20 protein-coding genes are annotated in these 17,228 nt (G+C 71.5%); 8 read left to right on the top strand and 12 right to left on the bottom strand.

The annotated features are described in order from the left end of the window. Positions 1-39 precede the first annotated feature (39 nt). The 4 genes from ACIGDI_RS38475 to ACIGDI_RS38460 all read right to left on the bottom strand — a co-directional run bounded on the left by ACIGDI_RS38475 (position 40) and on the right by ACIGDI_RS38460 (position 2,262). Positions 40-510 (bottom strand): peroxiredoxin, encoded by a 471-nt coding sequence (locus tag ACIGDI_RS38475; protein WP_399906795.1) that lies wholly within the window; start codon positions 508-510, stop codon positions 40-42. After that, positions 507-887, bottom strand: coding sequence for a DoxX family protein (locus ACIGDI_RS38470; RefSeq protein ID WP_200701359.1), 381 nt, complete (start codon positions 885-887; stop codon positions 507-509). The genes ACIGDI_RS38475 and ACIGDI_RS38470 overlap by 4 nt, the downstream gene beginning before the upstream one ends. Before the next feature lie 114 nt (positions 888-1,001). After that, positions 1,002-1,520: a MarR family winged helix-turn-helix transcriptional regulator gene (locus ACIGDI_RS38465; protein WP_399906793.1), complete on the bottom strand. Its 519-nt coding sequence runs from the start codon at positions 1,518-1,520 to the stop codon at positions 1,002-1,004. Between the two features lie 91 nt (positions 1,521-1,611). Further along, on the bottom strand, positions 1,612-2,262 hold the full coding sequence (locus ACIGDI_RS38460; protein WP_399906791.1) for a TetR/AcrR family transcriptional regulator: 651 nt from the start codon (positions 2,260-2,262) through the stop codon (positions 1,612-1,614). Positions 2,263-2,525: 263 nt separating this feature from the next. Between ACIGDI_RS38460 and ACIGDI_RS38455 the strand changes: the two genes are divergently transcribed. Continuing rightward, a complete protein-coding gene (locus tag ACIGDI_RS38455; protein WP_399906789.1) occupies positions 2,526-4,004 on the top strand; it encodes an MFS transporter in 1,479 nt (492 codons plus the stop codon). A 127-nt stretch (positions 4,005-4,131) separates the two neighbouring features. Here ACIGDI_RS38455 and ACIGDI_RS38450 read toward each other — a convergent pair whose 3' ends face one another. Continuing rightward, positions 4,132-4,833 (bottom strand): TetR/AcrR family transcriptional regulator, encoded by a 702-nt coding sequence (locus tag ACIGDI_RS38450; protein ID WP_399906787.1) that lies wholly within the window; start codon positions 4,831-4,833, stop codon positions 4,132-4,134. Between the two features lie 114 nt (positions 4,834-4,947). Here ACIGDI_RS38450 and ACIGDI_RS38445 point away from each other — a divergent pair, with 114 nt between their 5' ends. The 3 genes from ACIGDI_RS38445 (at position 4,948) to hemC (ending at position 7,997) form a co-directional block, all read left to right on the top strand. Beyond that, the gene (locus ACIGDI_RS38445) at positions 4,948-5,697 is read left to right on the top strand and encodes an SDR family oxidoreductase (protein WP_399906785.1); all 750 of its coding nucleotides are present in this window, start codon (positions 4,948-4,950) and stop codon (positions 5,695-5,697) included. A gap of 81 nt (positions 5,698-5,778) precedes the next feature. After that, a complete protein-coding gene (gene ligD / locus ACIGDI_RS38440) occupies positions 5,779-6,759 on the top strand; it encodes a non-homologous end-joining DNA ligase (protein WP_399906783.1) in 981 nt (326 codons plus the stop codon). A gap of 302 nt (positions 6,760-7,061) precedes the next feature. Further along, entirely contained in the window at positions 7,062-7,997 is a 936-nt protein-coding gene (gene hemC, locus ACIGDI_RS38435) for a hydroxymethylbilane synthase (RefSeq protein WP_399906781.1), read from the top strand. Between the two features lie 12 nt (positions 7,998-8,009). Here hemC and ACIGDI_RS38430 read toward each other — a convergent pair whose 3' ends face one another. From ACIGDI_RS38430 to ACIGDI_RS38415, 4 genes are all read right to left on the bottom strand, one after another. Then, the gene (locus ACIGDI_RS38430) at positions 8,010-8,531 is read right to left on the bottom strand and encodes a hypothetical protein (protein ID WP_200701352.1); all 522 of its coding nucleotides are present in this window, start codon (positions 8,529-8,531) and stop codon (positions 8,010-8,012) included. 194 nt (positions 8,532-8,725) lie between these two features. Continuing rightward, complete coding sequence (locus tag ACIGDI_RS38425; protein ID WP_390627789.1) at positions 8,726-9,580, bottom strand: ABC transporter permease; 855 nt, start codon at positions 9,578-9,580, stop codon at positions 8,726-8,728. Beyond that, complete coding sequence (locus tag ACIGDI_RS38420) at positions 9,540-10,421, bottom strand: ABC transporter ATP-binding protein (RefSeq protein ID WP_399906778.1); 882 nt, start codon at positions 10,419-10,421, stop codon at positions 9,540-9,542. Before ACIGDI_RS38420 ends, ACIGDI_RS38425 begins: the two co-directional genes overlap by 41 nt. After that, positions 10,418-10,870 (bottom strand): MarR family winged helix-turn-helix transcriptional regulator, encoded by a 453-nt coding sequence (locus ACIGDI_RS38415; RefSeq protein ID WP_399906776.1) that lies wholly within the window; start codon positions 10,868-10,870, stop codon positions 10,418-10,420. Before ACIGDI_RS38415 ends, ACIGDI_RS38420 begins: the two co-directional genes overlap by 4 nt. Before the next feature lie 258 nt (positions 10,871-11,128). Here ACIGDI_RS38415 and ACIGDI_RS38410 point away from each other — a divergent pair, with 258 nt between their 5' ends. Further along, the gene (locus ACIGDI_RS38410; RefSeq protein WP_399906774.1) at positions 11,129-11,923 is read left to right on the top strand and encodes a SigB/SigF/SigG family RNA polymerase sigma factor; all 795 of its coding nucleotides are present in this window, start codon (positions 11,129-11,131) and stop codon (positions 11,921-11,923) included. Positions 11,924-11,959: 36 nt separating this feature from the next. Here ACIGDI_RS38410 and ACIGDI_RS38405 read toward each other — a convergent pair whose 3' ends face one another. Further along, positions 11,960-12,280 carry an ANTAR domain-containing protein gene (locus tag ACIGDI_RS38405; protein ID WP_399906772.1) on the bottom strand — a complete coding sequence of 107 codons (321 nt, stop codon included), beginning with the start codon at positions 12,278-12,280 and terminating at the stop codon, positions 11,960-11,962. Between the two features lie 194 nt (positions 12,281-12,474). On the opposite strand from ACIGDI_RS38405, the gene ACIGDI_RS38400 reads away from it, so the two are divergent. After that, entirely contained in the window at positions 12,475-13,278 is an 804-nt protein-coding gene (locus ACIGDI_RS38400; RefSeq protein ID WP_200701346.1) for a VOC family protein, read from the top strand. A 3-nt stretch (positions 13,279-13,281) separates the two neighbouring features. Here ACIGDI_RS38400 and glgX read toward each other — a convergent pair whose 3' ends face one another. Together glgX and ACIGDI_RS38390 are read right to left on the bottom strand one after the other, a co-directional pair. Beyond that, a complete protein-coding gene (gene glgX, locus ACIGDI_RS38395; protein ID WP_399907095.1) occupies positions 13,282-15,399 on the bottom strand; it encodes a glycogen debranching protein GlgX in 2,118 nt (705 codons plus the stop codon). 26 nt (positions 15,400-15,425) lie between these two features. Beyond that, a complete protein-coding gene (locus ACIGDI_RS38390) occupies positions 15,426-15,929 on the bottom strand; it encodes a pep a2 (protein ID WP_200701344.1) in 504 nt (167 codons plus the stop codon). Between the two features lie 242 nt (positions 15,930-16,171). On the opposite strand from ACIGDI_RS38390, the gene ACIGDI_RS38385 reads away from it, so the two are divergent. After that, a complete protein-coding gene (locus ACIGDI_RS38385) occupies positions 16,172-16,423 on the top strand; it encodes a DUF5133 domain-containing protein (protein WP_200701343.1) in 252 nt (83 codons plus the stop codon). A gap of 119 nt (positions 16,424-16,542) precedes the next feature. Then, a partial coding sequence (locus ACIGDI_RS38380) for a maltotransferase domain-containing protein (RefSeq protein WP_399906770.1) occupies positions 16,543-17,228 on the top strand: 686 nt, incomplete at its 3' end.

Raw genomic sequence — 17,228 nt, 5'->3', positions numbered from 1 at the left:
CGAAACGAAGGACCGGTGGAGCCCTCCGCTTCCCTGCGGTCACTTCTGGCGTGCGGCCCGCAGGGCCTCCAGTGCCCGGTCGGCGTGGGTGTTCATGCGCAGCTCGCTGCGGACGACGTCGAGGACCGTGCGGTCCTGGCCGATGACGAACGTGACCCGCTTGGTCGGCGCCAGGGAGAAGCCGCGCTTGACGCCGAACCGCTCCCGGATCGCGCCGTCGGCGTCGGACAGCAGCGGCATGCCCAGGGTGTGCCGGCCGGCGAACTCCTGCTGCCGTTCGACGGTGTCGCCGCTGACGCCGACCGGCCGGGCACCGACCGCGGCGAACTCGGCGGCCAGGTCGCGGAAGTGGCAGGCCTCCGCGGTGCAGCCCGCAGTGAGGGCGCCCGGGTAGAAGAAGAGCACGACCGGTCCGTCGGCGAGCAGTTCGGACAGCCTGCGGACGGTGCCGGTCTCGTCGGGCAGTTCGAAGTCGTCGACCTTGTCACCGACGTTCACGGACTGACTCATGCCGCGCCCTCCCCGCTCCTGGCGACACTGCGGGCCCACAGGACGAGGGGCAGCTGCAGCGGCAGTCGCCCCATGGCCGCGGCCTTCTGCGGCGCGGGCCGGTCGCGCCAGTCGACGGCCATCTTGACGTTGGCGGGGAAGACACCGACGAAGAACGCGGCCGCGGCGAGGGCCGCGGTCTTCCTGGTGCGGGGCAGCGCGATGCCGGCCGCGAGCGCGAGTTCGGCGGCACCGCTGACGTACGTCCAGGTCCTGGGCGTACCCGGCAGGGAGCGCGGGACGATCGCGTCGAACTGGCGGGGAACGGCGAAGTGGGCGGTGCCCGCGGCGGCAAGCAGACCGGCGAGCAGCAGGGGCGAGCGTTCGGACCGTGACACGGTTCCTCCTCTGATGACCTGCCGGGCGATGTTACCGGAGGGTAGAGAGGGCCCGTGACCGGCCTCCCCCGAAGGCGGCCCGGGTGGCGTCAGAGGGGCGCCGCGGGGGTGGGCTCAAGAGGTGGACGCCGGGTCGGCCTGCGGTTCCATCTCCTCGTCGACGGCGTACGCGAGGAAGTCGTCGACCATGCGGTGGAAGAGGGTGGCGAGCTGCCGCAGTTCCTCCGGCGTCCACTCCGACAGGGCCAACTGCATGCCGCGGGCACCGGCGTCCCGTACCCGCGCCATGGCCTCCCGGCCCGCCTCGGTGAGCTCGATGCGCTGGGCCCGGCGGTCGTCGGGGTCGGGCACGCGGGTGACGTAGCCGGACTTCTGCAACTGCTGCACGGTGCGGGTGACATGGGAGGCCTCCACGCCCAGCCGGATCGCCAGCTCCCCGGGGCGCAGCGGCTCCGAGTCGGCGACCTGGCGCAGCAGTGCGACGGCGGCACGGTCCAGCGGCACACCGGCCAGCGCCATCAGCCGCTCGTGCCGACGGGCGCGGGTGCTCATGTAGGTGATGCGGGTGAGCGCGCGCTCGATCTCGACGACCTCGTCGGACGCGGGGACGTCGGGGAGCGGCGGTGCGGGCATACGCCCACGCTACCAGCTTGTTGCGTAACTCAAGTAAAGTCCCGTGCTCCCTCGGGTCCCGCACGACAGCCTTCCGTCCCCCTCCGACCGGTCAGGACCGCTTCGCCACGGGCGCCAGCCACAGGCCGACGAGCGCGTCGGCGAGGCCGGTCGCGGCGTCGTCCCAGGTGGCGCGCGGGGTGGGCCGGTTCTCGGCGAGGGCGCGCTCACGCTCGGCGGGCATCTGCACGATCAGATGACGGGCCATCTCGCTCCGCTCGGCGCGGACTTCCGGCGGCAGGTCGGGCAGACAGGCGGTGAGTCCGTCGATGATCTTCCGCAGGGACGGGGAGGTCAGCGATTCGTCGACGACGATCTGGTGCAGCACCGGGTCGGTCATGATCTGCGCGCAGAAGCGGGCGTACCAGGTGGGGCCGCCCAACGCCCCCAGGTGCTGCGGGACGGGACGCACCAGGCAGTCCACCCAGTCGCGCACGTCCGGCGAGTCGCCGATGCCGGCCAGCAGCCGGGCGCGGATCTCCTCGATCTGCGTCGCGTGCTTGCGGACGATGGCGCGCACCAGGTCGGCCTTGGTGCCGAAGTGGTAGCCGACGGCGGTGTTGTTGCCCTGTCCGGCGGCCTCGCTGACCTGGCGGTTGGAGACGGCGTTGACGCCACGCTCGGCGAACAGCCGCTCGGCGGCGGTCAGGATCAGCTCCCTGGTCGCGCTGACCTGTTCCGCGCGTGCCGTCCTGGCCGCCATGCTCACCACCGCACCGGGACTTCGTTCAGCCCGCGGCGGCCAGTCCCTCGAACCGCCGCAGGTCCGCCGCCCGCGCGGCGAGTTCCAGCTTAGGAAGCCTACGCAATGACACCGGCCGAACCGGACCCGGCCGGACGCGATCGGACCCGGCTGGACCCGGCGGACGTCAGGTCGACCGAGCCTCTAAGCTAAGTCAATCACCTGCCTTAAATCTTGGATCGGGTCGTGTCCCCGGCTCCTCCCCTGCCCATGGAGGCTTCTTCATGTCCGACGCCCTTACCAGCCCGGTGAGCCCGGGCGGACCGCCCGCACCGCGGTCGAACGCCGTGGTGGCCGTGCTGGCCTTCGCCGGCATCGTCGTATCGCTGATGCAGACGCTGGTCATCCCGATCGTTCCGGAGCTGCCGAAGCTGCTGGACGCTCCCGCCGCGGACACCGCCTGGGCCGTGACCGCCACGCTCCTGGCCGCCGCGGTGGCGACGCCGGTGGTGGGCCGGCTCGGCGACATGTTCGGCAAGCGGCGCATGCTGCTGGTCAGCGTGGTGCTACTGGTGGCGGGTTCGGTGGTCTGCGCACTCAGCGACTCGCTGGCTCCGATGATCGTCGGACGGGCGGTACAGGGCCTGGCGGCGGCGGTCGTGCCGCTGGGCATCAGCATCATGCGCGACGAACTGCCCACCGAGCGACTGGCGGGGGCCACGGCACTGATGAGCGCCTCGCTCGGCGTCGGCGGCGCCCTGGGCCTGCCGACGGCGGCGCTGATCGCGGACCACTTCGACTGGCACGCCCTGTTCTGGAGCTCGGCCGGCATGGGCCTGGTGGCCCTGGCGCTCGTCCTGCTCTTCGTGCCCGAGTCGCGGGTGCGCTCCGGTGGCCGCTTCGACGTCGTCGGCGGCGTGGGCATGGCGGTGGGGCTCGTGTCTCTGCTGCTTGCGATATCCAAGGGCGCCGACTGGGGCTGGACCGATGTCACCACCCTCGGCCTGCTCGCGACGGCGGTCGTGGTGCTGCTCGCGTGGGGCTTCTTCGAACTGCGCACGACCGAACCGCTGGTGGACCTGCGCACCACCGCCCGCCGTCAGGTCCTGGTGACCAATCTGGCCTCGATCGCGATCGGCTTCTCGATGTTCGCGATGTCCCTGGTCCTGCCCCAACTGCTGCAGTTGCCCGCGCAGACGGGCTACGGCCTGGGCAAGTCGCTCCTGACCGCCGGTCTGGTGATGGCGCCTTCCGGTCTGGTGATGATGGCGTTCGCACCGGTGTCCGCCGCCGTCTCCAGGGCGAAGGGCCCGAAGGTGACGCTGATGATCGGCGCGCTGATCGTGGCCTGCGGGTACGGCCTGAACATCGTGCTGATGTCAGAGGTGTGGCACCTGGTGCTGGTGTCGTGCGTCATCGGCGCCGGTATCGGTTTCACGTACGGCGCCATGCCCGCCCTGATCATGGGCGCCGTGGACCCGTCGGAGACCGCGGCCGCCAACAGCCTCAACACTCTGATGCGGTCGATCGGTACGTCCGTGGCCAGCGCCCTCGCCGGTGTCGTCCTCTCGCACCTGACGATCGGCCTCGGCGGCTACTCGCTGCCCTCGCGGAACGGCTTCAAGGTCGTCATGGCCCTCGGCGCCGGGGCCGCGCTGCTGGCCTTCGCCGTGGCGTCGTTCATCCCGAGCCGCCGTCCGGTCGCCGTGGACGCGTCGACGCCCGCCACCGAAGCATCGGCCGACGCCTCCAAGGTGAGCTGACTCGCCGCTGGGCCGACTCGCCGTCCCTGATGGCCGCCGACCGGCGGGCCGCGGCCATCAGGGACGGCCCCTCACCGGGGGCAAGAGCGTGCCTCGGCGGACTGTGACGCCCATGGCGCACTGCCGGTCACCCGGCGGACAGCTTGTCCAACCACTGCCCCAGCAGGGCGGATTCGGCCGGGGTGAAGGGCGGGGACTGCGCGGCGCGAAGCCGGGCCGCCAGTGTGGCGGCGGCTACGGGGACGGCCCTGTCCCCGTCGTCCTCCTGGCCGTCGGGCACGTCGGCGGGCGGGCGGGTGACCGAGTCGAGTACGGCGTCGCGCAGGCGCTCGGAGAACCCCGGGTCCGGGTACTGCTCCGGTCTGGTGAGTACGGACAGGGCCGCCCCGACGTTGGCGGACATGATCATCTGCGTGGCGAGGGCGGGCGGCACGGTGAGCCGGCCGGCGGCGGCGCAGCGTTCGAGGATGCCGTGCAGCAGGGCGTGCGCCTCCCGCGCCGCCGCGGGCGGGACCGTCAGCTCGGGCGAGTACATCAGCCGGTAGTGGTTGGGGTGCTCCAGCGCGAAGCGCATGTGGTTGTCCCAGCCGCTGCGGAGGTCCGCGACGGGGTCGTCGCTGGGCCGGGCCGCCCGCTTTGAGGCGAGATAGGCCTCGAAGCCCCGGTCCACGACGGCGGCCAGCAGCCCGGCCTTGTCGCCGAACAGCCGGTAGAGCATCGGCGCGCCCACGCCCGCCGCCTCGCACACCGCCCGCGTGGAGACGTCGGCGACCGACGCCTCGGCCAGCAGGTCGGTGGCCGCTTCCAGGATCTTCTCCCGCGCATCCATGGGACCACCGTACGCCATGCGTAGCGCCGATACGAAATTGAGGGTACCAACGCTACGAAGCTGTGTTATCGTCGATACGAAGCAGCCGTAGCAGCGCTAACAAAGGATGCAGCCATGACCACTCAGCCCCAGCAGGACCGGCGCGTGGCGATCGTGACCGGTGGATCACGCGGCATCGGACGGCAGGTCGCCCGGCGGCTCGCCGCCGACGGGTTCGCGGTCGTCGTCGGGTACGCCGGCAACAAGGACGCCGCGGACGAGGTCGTCCAGACCATCGAGGCGACCGGCGGTACGGCGTACGCCGCCCGCGCCGACGTCGGCGACGAGGCAGACGTCGCCGCCCTCTTCGACCTGGCCGAGGCCACCTACGGCGGTGTCGACGCGGTCGTGCACGCGGCCGGACGGATGCCCCTGTCCCCCGTCTCCGAGCTCGACCTGGGCGAACTCGACGCCCTGTACCGCACCAACATCCGCGGCACGTTCGTCGTCGACCAGCAGGCCGCGCGCCGACTGCGTCCGGGTGGAGCGCTCGTCAACTTCTCCAGCTCCGTGGTGGGACTCGCCTTCCCCGGCTACGGCGCCTACTCCGCGAGCAAGGGCGCGGTCGAGGCGCTGACGCTGATCCTGGCCAGGGAGATGCGCGGCCGTGACGTGACGGTCAACGCCGTGGCGCCCGGCCCGACGGCGACCGACCTCTTCCTCGACGGCAAGGACGAGGAGACCGTCGCCCGGCTGGCCGCGCAGCCGCCGCTGGAACGCCTCGGGACCCCGGAGGACATAGCCGGCGTCGTGTCCTTCCTCGTGGGAAGCGAGGGCCGCTGGGTCAACGGGCAGGTGCTGCGGGCCAACGGCGGCATCATCTGACGGCGGCCGATGGCAGCGCCGTTCAGGGGAAACCGGTGGGCCGGGCGCGTGACGGCGCGCGGCAGCGTCGACAACTCACCCGTGACCCTCCCCCTGATCCGGCCCATGCTCGCCACCCCGGGCACACTGCCGCCCGTGGCGCAGGACGCCCGCTGGGCCTACGAGACCAAGCAGGACGGCCAGCGGGTCGTGGCCTACCTCGAAGGGGACGGCGCCGTGCGGCTGCGCGCCCGGTCCGGGGAGGAGATCACCGCCGCGTATCCCGAACTTCACGCCCTCGGCGCGGCACTGGGGACCACGGCCGCGGTGCTGGACGGGGAGGTCCTGGCGCTGGACGAACACGGCCGCGCCGACTTCCAGTTGCTGCAGTCCCGCATGGGGCTGGCCCACGCGCCCGCCCGGGCGGCGCGGCAGGCCGCCAAGGTGCCCGCCCACCTGGTGCTGTTCGACGTGATGCACCTGGCCGGCCAGGATCTCACCGCGCTGCCCTACGTCCGCCGCCGGGGGCTTCTGGAGGAACTGGGACTCGACGGGCCCTTCTGGTCCACGCCCGCCGCACTCGTCGGGCACGGACGGCAGGCGCTGAACGCCACGCGTGAGCACGGCATGGAAGGCCTGGTCTGCAAGCGGCTGGACTCGGTGTACGAACCCGGGGTGCGCTCCCGAGCCTGGATCAAGATCCGCAACATGCGCAGCGAGGATGTCGTCGTGGGCGGCTGGCTGGCGGGCAGGGGACGGCTGTCGGGGCTGCCCGGCGCGGTCCTGGTCGGACAGCGGGCGGCGGGGCGGCTGCGGTACGTCGGCGGGGTGGGCACCGGCTGGAGCGAAGCCGAGCGCACCCGGCTCGCCGGGCTCCTGCGGGATGCCGAGACCACCGTGTGCCCCTTCGATCCCGTCCCCTCGGTGCCCGGCGCCCACTGGGTGGTGCCCCGGCTGGTCGGCGAGGTCCGCTACAGCACCCGCACCCGGTCCGGCATGTTGCGCCAGCCCTCCTGGCTGCGGCTGCGACCCGACCTGACCCCCGAGGAGGCGGCGGCAGACTTCCCGGACGACCTGCTCTGACCCGCCGTCACGACCGACCCACCGAACAGTGGGCGGCGGTGGCTCTGGGGCGTCAACCCACGGACACAAGACGGTGCTGGTGCGGGCGGCGCCCCGCATCCAACTCCGCTGCGCACGGCCCGGGTTCACCGCAGCGGGAGTCGTCCGGACACGCCTGCGCAGGTGGCGGCTCCGTGACACGGCCACGACGACACCCGGCGGTGCTCGAAGGGGCTCCGCCGCGGGCCCGGCGTCGGTGTGATGCGCGCCCGAATAGGCCCGTACCGTCCAAACGCACCCTTCCGGGGGTCTATCGTGTCCGCATGTCCGTCCCCGAACTGATCCGTATCGTCTCCCGCGACTCGCCCATGGCGCTCGCCCAAGTGGAGCGTGTCCGAGCCGAGTTGGCGGCCCTGCACCCCGGTGTGCGCACCGAGGTCGTGCCGGTTAAGACGACCGGCGACAAGTGGATGGGCGTGCTGTCCCAGGTGGAGGGCAAGGGGGCGTTCACCAAGGAGGTTGACGCCGCGCTGCTGGCGGGCGAGGCCGATCTCGCGGTGCACTGCGTCAAGGACATTCCCGCCGACCGGCCGCTTCCGGCGGGTACGACGTTCGCCGCGTTCCTCAAACGCGACGACGTCCGCGACGCCCTCGTCCATCCGGGCGGTCTGACGCTGGACGAACTCCCGGAGGGCACGCGGATCGGTACCTCGGCGGTGCGCCGCGTCGCCCAGCTGGCCGCCGGCCATCCGCACCTGGAGTGCGTGCCGTTCCGCGGCAACGCCAACCGGCGGCTGGCGAAGCTGGAGGCCGGCGAGGCGGACGCGCTGCTGCTCGCGGTGTCCGGCCTCGAACGCATCGGCCGCCAGGACGTGATCACCGAGGTCCTCTCGGTGGAGACGATGATGCCGCCGATCGGCGCGGGCATCCTGGCACTGCAGTGCCGGCAGGACGACACCGATCTCATCGACGCGGTCAGCGGACTCGGGGACCCGGACACGCACCGGGAAGCGACCGCGGAGCGCATGTTCCTGCACGTGCTGCAGGGGCACTGCAACAGCCCCATCGCCGGGTACGCGCGCGTGGGGCACGGCGGCGAACTGTCCCTGCGGGCGTGCGTGTTCACCCCCGACGGCAAGACGCGCCTGAACGCCCACGAATGGGCCGGCCGGCTCGACCCGGCCACCCTGGGCACGTCGGTCGCCGTGGCGCTGCTGCGTCAGGGTGCCCGCGAGATCATCGACGGCATCCCGCACTGAGGCGGGCGCGGATCAGGCGGTGCCTTCCTCCGCCTGTTCACGCAGGAACGTGCTGACCTGGTGGGCCAGGACGTCCCGCGCGGAGACCGCGTGGGCGCCCACCGTCTCCTCGTGCAGTCCGATGCCGCCCGCCCACAGCCGTCGGTCGGCCCACTCCTCGTCGACGCGCAGCTGGATCTGCACGTCGACCTGGCTCAGGGAGCCCTCCGGGCCGGCCGCGAACAGCACGGCGGTGGCCCGGCGCAGCGGGTAGACGTCGAAGCCCTCGATGAACTGCGAGTTGCGCCAGTCGATGAACGCGGCCTCGCCGTCCGGGCCGATCCGCACGTCGATCTGACCGTCCTCGAGGTGGATGGTCGAGGGCCGGTCGCCGCGGTTCTCGACGGTCACGCGGACGCAGAAGTAGGTGAGGCCGGCGGCCGCGTCGTCCCGGCCGCGCGGCGGCTCGGCGGCTTCCAGGCGGTGGACGCGGACACGCAGACCGGCATGCTCGTCGTACTCCTGCCAGTCCCCGACCACGTTCGGCTCGTACACAATCCACCTCTTCGACCTCAGAGAGCTGCTTCCTATCTGTGTGCTCAGCGCACTGTCAAATGAGCAGAATGCGCTGTGGCCAGCGAATTCATCACCTTTGATCACTGATCAAGCCGTGCGCAGGAACAATCGGCGAAATGCGGCACACGTCCGTGGGAGGGTGCGTGCCGCACATCACGTTCCGAACGGCGTGATCACCGGGCGAGCCGGCCCAGCAGTGAGGAGGCCGCGGTGATGCCGAGCACGGCGGCCACGAGGAGCACCGCGAGGTCGAGGGCGACGTGCGCGTGCGTGCCGAGGAGGAGGCCGCGCAGGGCGTCCACTTGATAGCTCAGCGGGTTGAACCTGCTGATCGCCTGAAGCCAGCCGGGCATGATGGACACCGGGTACAGGGCGTTGGAGCCGAAGAACAGCGGCATGGTGATGGCCTGTCCGATGCCCATGAGCCGGTCGCGGCTGAGGACGACGCCGGCGATGGTCATGGACAGGCAGGAGAAGAAGGCGGACGCGAGGACGACGATCGCCGCCACGCCGAGGAGTTTGAGCGGGTTCCACGTCAGCGCCACGCCGAGCAGCGCTGCGATCACGATGACGACGACGGCCTGGATCAGCGACTTCACGCCGGCGGCGAAGGCCTTGCCGGTGATCAGCGCCGAGCGCGGAGTGGGCGTGACCAGAAGCTTGTTGAGGATGCCGGCGTCGCGCTCCCAGATGATCTGGATGCCGTAGAAGATGGCGATGAACATCGCGGACTGGGCGATGATGCCGGGTGCCAGGTAGTCGACGTAGGGGATGCCGTCGGTCGGGATCGCCTTGATCCGGGTGAAGGTCTGACCGAAGATCAGCAGCCACAGGGCCGGCTGCACCGCGCGGGTGTAGAGCTCGGTGCGGTCGTGGCGCAGTTTCTGCAGTTCGACGGCGCACATCGCCGCCACCCGGGCGGGCAGCAGACGCCAGCCCGCGCGGGGCTGGGGCGGGCGCAGCAGCAGGTCGATGCCGTCCGTGCGCTCAGCCGACGCGGTGGGCGGTGCGGCGGGTGCTTCGGACATCACGGAAATCTCCTGACTTGTCGTCGAGGCCACTGCCGGCGACGTCGCGGAAGACGTCCTCCAGGGTGGGCAGGGTGTCCGTCCCCCGGCGTTCGGCCAGGCCCTGGCGCAGTTCGGCCGGGGTGCCGAGGGCTCGGATGCGGCCGCGGTGCATCAGACCGACCCGGTCGCAGTACTGGTCGGCCTCGTCCATGTAGTGGGTGGTCACCAGCACGGTCATGCCGGTGGCGTCCCGTACGGCGTTGATGTGCTCCCACACGCCGGTGCGGGCGATGGGGTCGAGGCCGATGGTCGGCTCGTCGAGGATCAGCAGCCGGGGCGCGCTGACCAGGGCCTGGGCGAGTTCGAGGCGGCGGACCATGCCGCCGGAGTAGGTGCCGGCGAGCCGGTCGGCGGCGTCGGTGAGGTCGACGGCCGCCAGGGCCTGCGCGACACGCGCGCCGCGCTCGCGGCGGGAGACGTCGAAGACGCGGGCGAACAGGGCGACGTTCTCGCGCCCGGTGAGCCCGGCGTCGGCGGAGAGCTGCTGCGGCACGTAGCCGAGCAGGCGGCGTACGGCCATGCGTTCCTTGGCGGCGTCGTGGCCGAAGACGCGGACCATGCCGGCGGGGACCGGGAGCAGGGTGGTGATGCAGCGGATCGCGGTGGTCTTGCCCGCGCCGTTGGGGCCGAGCAGTCCGAAGACCTCGCCCTGCGCCACGGACAGTTCGAGGTCGTCGACCGCGCGGGTCTCGCCGAACTCGTAGGCGAGCCGGATGCAGGAGACGGCGTCGGCCGTCGGGGTGTCCACGACCCCTGGAGCGCCCGTGCCGGCCCGGGGTGCGCCCGCGTCGTTCGTCATGACTCCTCCGCCTCCTCGTACAGGTTCTCGGCGAGCCTGCGCAGCGCGGGAACGGCGGCGCGCAGCGCTTCCCGGTCCGTCTCGTTCAGCCCGGACAGACCGTCACGGACGAGTTCTCCGCACCGTTTGCGCCATTCGGCGAGCCGCGCGTCGGCGGCGGGGGTCGGCATCAGCCGGGCGGCCCGCCGGTCGGCGGGGTCCGTCTCGCGCACCAGATAGCCCTGCCGGGAGAGCTGGTTGACCAGCGTGGACACCGAATTGCCCGCCAGATGGAGGTCCTTGGCGGCGCCCGAGATGCCGACTCCGGGCCGGTCCACGACCAGGCGCAGCAGTTCGACCTCGGCGCCGCGCAGTTGTGGGGCGATCTGCCGGCGCAGTCGGCGTCTGAGGCGCCGCTGGACTCCGACGAGGGCGTCGACGAGCTCGTCCGGGAAGGCTTCCGATTCCACGTCCCGAATTTACCTCTGTAGCAGAGGTAATGGCCCCAAGGAACGGTCAAGCGTGCGGGCGACCCCTCCACATCGCACCAGACGCCGCCGGAATGTCTGATTTGTTTTGAATGTGGCTACCCCGGGCATGTGCATTGAGTGCTTCGGACAGGAGGCACGTCCGTGGGAGCCGGCCTGGCCCCGGATGTCTCCGCTGGTCCGAGCCCGTTTCTCCCATGGTGTCTGTCCACCCGGCACCGCCCGAGGGAGGTGCGCGCGATGCGCGTCACCACCGGTAGAAACAAGCCCCATCCGCACAACGACGCCCCTGACACGGCAGCGGCCTTCGAACGGCTGGCAGGGCTCCCCGACGGTCCCGAGCGCAAGGCGCTGCGGGACGAGCTGGTCCAGATGTGGCTGCCCATGGCCGAGCGGATCGCCGTCCGCTTCAAGGGGCGCGGCGAGAGCCTCGAAGACCTCTACCAGGTCGCGGCCCTCGGTCTGGTCAAGGCCGTCGACCACTACGACCCGGCCCGCGGGCACGCCTTCGAGGCGTACGCGGTGCCGACCATCACCGGCGAGATCAAGCGGCACTTCCGCGACCACATGTGGACGCTGCACGTGCCGCGCCGGGTCCAGGACCTGCGCAACCGGGTCAGGCAGGCCGCCAAGGAGCTGTCCCAGACCGTCCCGGGCCGCTCGCCTACGGTCGCCGAGATCGCCCTGCACACACGGCTGAGCCAGAACGAGGTGCGCATCGGTATGGAGGCCCTGGAGTGCTTCTCCGCCCTGTCCCTCGACGCCGAGATGCCCGGCACCGACGGCTACGCCCTCGCGGACGCGATCGGCGGCCCCGATCCGGCGTACGACGTCGTCGTCGACCGTGTGGCGGTCGCACCCTGCCTGCAGGCACTGCCCGAGCGCGAGCGAACCATCCTCTACCTGCGGTTCTTCCGCGGCATGACACAGAGCCGCATAGCCCAGCAGCTCGGCATCTCGCAGATGCACGTGTCCCGGCTGCTCAGTGGCTGCTTCGCCCAGTTGCGGGAGGAACTCCTCGCGCAGACCGGCTGAGCCGCGCCGCGTCCGGCCCCGCGCGGGGCGGACCGGTCACTGCTCCGGTGGCTCCCCCGGTATCTGCGTGGGGCCGAACCGGTCCAGCGCGTCCTCCAGCTCCGCACGGATCTCCGCGGGCATGGCCCCGCTGCGGCCCCAGGTGAGGATGAGCTCGGCCACGTTCCGCAGCTTGATGTTCGTGTGCTGGGAGACCTCTTTCAGCACCTGCCAGCCCTCGTCCGGCCCCACGCGGCCGAGCGCGACGACCATCCCGATCGCCTGGTCGACGACGGCGTGCGAGGCGACCGCCTCCTTGAGCTGCTGCACTTCCTCCTGCAGCTCGAAGATCCGCTCCGAGCCCCCGTCCCTGGGCATCGCACCTCCCCGGCGCATGGTCGAAACTCTTTCGGTCTCCTCCATCCTCACCACTCCCGCAGGCCCGCGCCACCGGGCCTCTCGGCCGTTTCGCGGCCTCTTCCGGGGTACTCGGCAGGCGCACGGAGCGGTTCCGGTTGGACACTGGTGACAGACCGGTGACGGCCGGTCGACGAGACCAGGACGCGACTGCCATGAACGACGACACGACACGCCCCACCGCCGCCAAAGAGGTGGTCTCCTCGCACTCCGTGTTCGGCGCACCCTGCTGGGTGAGTCTGACCAGCCGCGACCTCGACGTCGCCGAGGACTTCTACGGAGCCGTGCTGGGCTGGCGGCTGCGCTCCGCCAAGCTCGGCGACCGGTTCCGGATCGCCATGATGGGCGACACCCCGGTGGCGGGCATCGCCGCCGTGGCCTCCATGTGGCAGATGGCCGTGGCCTGGACCCCGTACTTCGCCGTGCCGAGCGCCGACGAGGCCGCGGCCCGCGCGCAGGAACGCGGCGGTACGGCGGCCGTCGGCCCGCTCTCCTTCCCGCCCGGCCGGGCGGCGCTGCTCGCCGACCGGGACGGCGCGACCTTCGGGATCTGGGAGGGCGAGCTGTTCTCCGACTGGGAGAAGTGGCGCGCGGCCGCCCCCGCCTTCATCCGGCTGCACACCCGCGACGCCTTCGACGCCGCCATCTTCTACGGCGAGGTCCTGGACTGGGCGACCGAGCGCGCCGGCTGCTGCGAGGTCCGCTACGAGGGCGGCGAGGTGGTGCTGCGCAGCCAGGGCGACATCGTGGCCCGTATCGAGTCGGGCGCGCTCGGGGCGGCCCCCGACCCCACCATTCGGCCGCACTGGCAGATCCACTTCGCGGTCGAGGACGTGACGGCCTGTGTCCGGGCCGCGGAGCGGCACGGCGGCAGCGTCCTGTCCAAGGGCGGCGACGAGGCCGTGCTGCGCGACACGGACGGCGCGCAGTTCACGGTCACCTCGCGCAAGGAACGCTGACCCTCAGCGGGGCCTGCGCGACGGCCGGGTCAGAAGGACCAGGCTGCGCGCCTCGACGGTCGTCTCCGCGCCCGCCTTGTGCTCGGTCTCGTCCGGCGGCCCCTGCGTGATCGCGGTGTCGAGGAGGGTCGTCCACCGTTCGCCGTAGGAGACGTCCGGGAGCACGAACTCCACCGGCTCCCAGTAGCTGTTGAACAGCAGCAGGAAGGAGTCGTCCACCACCGGGCGGCCGCACGGGTCGGGTTCGACGATGGCGTCGCCGTTGAGGAAGACCGCGACGGAGTGCGCGTCGCCGCGCTGCCAGTCCTCCTCCGTCATCTCCCGCGCGTCCGGCGCCAGCCACACCAAGTCCGGCAACGGCTGGCGGGCGTGGGTCGGCGTCTCGCCGCGGAAGAAGCGCCGCCGGCGCAGCACGGGGTGGGCGGCGCGCAGCCCGATGACGTACCTGGTGAAGTCGACCAGGTCGCGCTGTTCGCCGGTCAGCCGCCAGTCGATCCAGGAGACCTCGTTGTCCTGGCAGTAGGCGTTGTTGTTGCCGCCCTGCGTGCGGCCCAGTTCGTCGCCGTGGCAGAGCATCGGGATGCCCTGCGAAAGCATCAGTGTGGCAAGGAAGTTGCGCTGCTGGCGGGCGCGCAGTTCCAGCACGCCGGGGATGTCCGTGTCGCCCTCGGCGCCGCAGTTCCAGGACCGGTTGTCGCTCTCACCGTCCCGATTGCCCTCGCCGTTGGCCTCGTTGTGCTTGTCGTTGTACGACACCAGGTCGCGCAGGGTGAAACCGTCGTGCGCGGTGACGAAGTTGACGCTGGCGCGCGGGCGGCGCCGGCTGTGCTGGTACAGGTCGGAGGAGCCGGTCAGGCGGGAGGCGAACTCGCCGAGCGTGTGTTCCTCCGCGCGCCAGAAGTCCCGCACGGCGTCACGGTACTTGCCGTTCCACTCCGACCACAGCGGCGGGAAGTTGCCCACCTGGTAGCCGCCCTCGCCCACGTCCCACGGTTCCGCGATGAGTTTCACCCGGCTGATGACCGGGTCCTGCTGGATCAGGTCGAAGAACGCCGACAGCCGGTCCACCTCGTGGAACTGCCGTGCCAGGGTGGCCGCGAGGTCGAAGCGGAAGCCGTCGACGTGCATCTCGGTCACCCAGTACCGCAGCGAGTCCATGATGAGCTGCAGTACGTACGGGTGCCGCATCAGCAGGCTGTTGCCGGTGCCCGTGGTGTCGTAGTAGTGCCGCCAGTCGCCGTCCACCAGGCGGTAGTAGGAGGCGTTGTCGATGCCGCGGAAGGACAGCGTGGGGCCCTTCTCGTTGCCCTCGGCGGTGTGGTTGTAGACGACGTCGAGGATCACTTCGAGGCCCGCCGCGTGCAGGGCCTTGACCATCGCCTTGAACTCGGTGACCTGCTGACCGCGGGTGCCGTTGGCGGCGTAGGCGTTGTGCGGGGCGAAGAAGCCGATCGTGTTGTAGCCCCAGTAGTTGGACAGACCGCGGTCGCGCAGCACGCCGTCCTGCACGAACTGGTGCACCGGCATCAGTTCGACGGCCGTCACGCCCAGCGAGGTCAGGTGGTCGGTCACCGCGGGGTGGGCGAGACCGGCGTAGGTGCCCCGCAGTTCGGCGGGGACCTCGGGGTGGGTGCGGGTCAGTCCGCGGACGTGGGCCTCGTAGATGACCGTCTCGGCGTACGAGTGCTGCGGCGGCCGGTCGTCGCCCCAGTCGAAGGCCGCGTCCGTGACCACCCCGAGCATGGTGTGGCCGGCGCTGTCCGCGCGGGAGCGGCCGTGCGACGCCCGTTCGAACAGGGAGGCGTGGTTGTCGACCTGGCCGTCCACCGCCCGGGTGTAGGGGTCGAGGAGGAGCTTCGCCGGATTGCACCGGTGGCCCAACTCCGGCTGCCACGGACCGTGCACGCGGTAGCCGTAGCGTTGGCCGGGACCGGTCTTCGGCAGGTAGCAGTGCCAGACGAAGCCGTCGACCTCGGTCATGGGGACACGGCGCTCTGTGCCGTCGTCCTCGACGAGGACCAGTTCGACGTGTTCGGCGACCTCGCTGAAGAGGGCGAAGTTGGTGCCCTCCCCGTCGAAGGACGCTCCCAACGGGTAGGGGTGCCCGCTCCACACGGGCACCCCTGCCTTGCGGCGGCGCTTCGCGGTCACCGGGCGGCCTCCAGCACGCCGCTCGACTCGCCCGCGAGGGCCGCGACCGGCACCTCGCGGGGCACTTGCAGCACCGCGCGCAGGCTGGGCGCGGGCGCCACGGGGACCAGCGGCACGCGTTCGCCGGCGCGGGCGCGCTGCGAGAACCAGATGACCTTGCTGCCGGTGTCGGTGGCGCAGCACCCCCAGCCGTCGCTCATCACGGCGATGTGCTCCAGACAGGCCCGCAGGTCCTGGTCCGGGCGCAGTTCGCAGTCGTTCTCCCCGATGGCGGTGATCAGGTGCTGACCGTTCCACCACAACTCGATCGACGTGTTCTTGTCCGTGGCGTGCTCGTCGATGGCGTTGAGCAGCAGCTCGGCGCCGCGACAGACCGGCTCGACCAGTGTTTCCAGGTCCCAGAGCCTGAGGTGTGCGGCCAGGATGCGCCTGACCTGTCCGACCCGCTCCGGACTGACTTCCACGTCGAGGTGGTAGTAGCAGGGCACTGCGGTCTTCATCTTCGTTGGCTCCTCACCGGCGAAGCTCCCGCTCCTCCTCGTCCCGGGCGGGACGGGCCACCGAACGCGGAGCGTGAGCGCTGATCGCTTCTGAGTCACCTCAAGCGTGGGAGTGGTACGCCATTCGTGCAACACGAGCGCGTTGTTGAAGCCCCAACAAGACGTTGCGTGGCCATACATGCACCATGTGTGAAGACCTCTCTCTGCCCGTGCTTGTCACATCCCGGAAGGTGAACGGCGTCATGCTGCTACCGGCAAAAGCCGAAGTGGCCCGGCAACTGCGGCGGTACCGGGCCTGGGAGCGCGTCATGCTCGCCTCCCCTGCCGACCGCACGGTGCGAGCCACCTTCGAGGACTCCGGCTACACGCTGTGTGTGCTGATGGGCAAGCGCTGTGCGCGCGAGGCCGCCGACGCCGCCGAGCGCTATCTGCGCAGCAGCCTGGGCGCCTACCTCGGGGAGCAGAACGAACGGCCCCGGGCAGGCACCGCCTAGCACGGAGGTCCGCCACCGGCGGACCGGCTTCACCCGCGGGGAGGCAGGGCCTTCCGGCGCGGCTGGAAATCCCCGATCGGGCGAACGGCCCGGTCCTGAGCACGGCGGAGGCGAGACCCATGAGTTCGATCCCGGCCATCGGCCGAATCCCGGTGCGTGATGTCCGCCCGGTCGTGGAGTGCGGAAGACGTCCGGCGAAGGCGGTCGCGGGTGAGACCTTCGAGGTCACCGCGACCGTCTTCCGTGAGGGCCACGACGCGGTCGCGGCCAACGTCGTCCTGACCGACCCGGAGGGCACGCACGGCCCGTGGACGCCGATGCGCGAGCTCGCCCCCGGCACCGACGTGTGGGGCGCGGAGGTCACGCCCACCTCGGAGGGCCGGTGGACCTACCGCGTCGAGGCCTGGAGCGACCCGGTCGCCACCTGGCGCCGGCACGCCCGCATCAAGGTCCCGGCCGGCATCGACGTCGGACTGGTGCTGGAGGAGGGCGCCGACCTGTTGCAGCGGGTGGCCGCCGGGGTGCCCGCGGGAGCCGGCCGCGCGGCCGTGCTGGCGGCGACGGAGGTGCTGCGCGACGACTCACTGCCCGTGGCCACGCGGCTGGCGGCGGCGTTGACGCCGGAGGTGGACGCGGTGCTGGCCGCGCATCCGCTGCGGGAGCTGGTGACGGCCTCGGAGACGCTGCCGCTGCTGGTGGAGCGCGAGCGCGCGCTGTACGGCGCCTGGTACGAGTTCTTCCCGCGCTCGGAGGGCACCGCCGAGGAACCGCACGGCACCTTCCGTACCGCGGCGCGGCGGCTGCC

Source organism: Streptomyces sp. NPDC085900 (assembly GCF_044540925.1).
In the GTDB taxonomy this organism is placed as follows: domain Bacteria; phylum Actinomycetota; class Actinomycetes; order Streptomycetales; family Streptomycetaceae; genus Streptomyces; species Streptomyces gilvifuscus.
This window is presented reverse-complemented; position numbering and strand designations above follow the sequence as displayed.

Coding starts and splice junctions, on each gene's coding strand:
- ACIGDI_RS38475 (WP_399906795.1), bottom strand. CDS start 510: ATGAGTCAGTCCGTGAACGTCGGTGACAAGGTCGACGACTTCGAACTG.
- ACIGDI_RS38465 (WP_399906793.1), bottom strand. CDS start 1,520: ATGCCCGCACCGCCGCTCCCCGACGTCCCCGCGTCCGACGAGGTCGTC.
- ACIGDI_RS38460 (WP_399906791.1), bottom strand. CDS start 2,262: ATGGCGGCCAGGACGGCACGCGCGGAACAGGTCAGCGCGACCAGGGAG.
- ACIGDI_RS38455 (WP_399906789.1), top strand. CDS start 2,526: ATGTCCGACGCCCTTACCAGCCCGGTGAGCCCGGGCGGACCGCCCGCA.
- ACIGDI_RS38450 (WP_399906787.1), bottom strand. CDS start 4,833: ATGGATGCGCGGGAGAAGATCCTGGAAGCGGCCACCGACCTGCTGGCC.
- ACIGDI_RS38445 (WP_399906785.1), top strand. CDS start 4,948: ATGACCACTCAGCCCCAGCAGGACCGGCGCGTGGCGATCGTGACCGGT.
- hemC (WP_399906781.1), top strand. CDS start 7,062: ATGTCCGTCCCCGAACTGATCCGTATCGTCTCCCGCGACTCGCCCATG.
- ACIGDI_RS38425 (WP_390627789.1), bottom strand. CDS start 9,580: ATGTCCGAAGCACCCGCCGCACCGCCCACCGCGTCGGCTGAGCGCACG.
- ACIGDI_RS38420 (WP_399906778.1), bottom strand. CDS start 10,421: ATGACGAACGACGCGGGCGCACCCCGGGCCGGCACGGGCGCTCCAGGG.
- ACIGDI_RS38410 (WP_399906774.1), top strand. CDS start 11,129: ATGCGCGTCACCACCGGTAGAAACAAGCCCCATCCGCACAACGACGCC.
- ACIGDI_RS38405 (WP_399906772.1), bottom strand. CDS start 12,280: ATGCCCAGGGACGGGGGCTCGGAGCGGATCTTCGAGCTGCAGGAGGAA.
- ACIGDI_RS38400 (WP_200701346.1), top strand. CDS start 12,475: ATGAACGACGACACGACACGCCCCACCGCCGCCAAAGAGGTGGTCTCC.
- ACIGDI_RS38390 (WP_200701344.1), bottom strand. CDS start 15,929: ATGAAGACCGCAGTGCCCTGCTACTACCACCTCGACGTGGAAGTCAGT.
- ACIGDI_RS38385 (WP_200701343.1), top strand. CDS start 16,172: ATGCTGCTACCGGCAAAAGCCGAAGTGGCCCGGCAACTGCGGCGGTAC.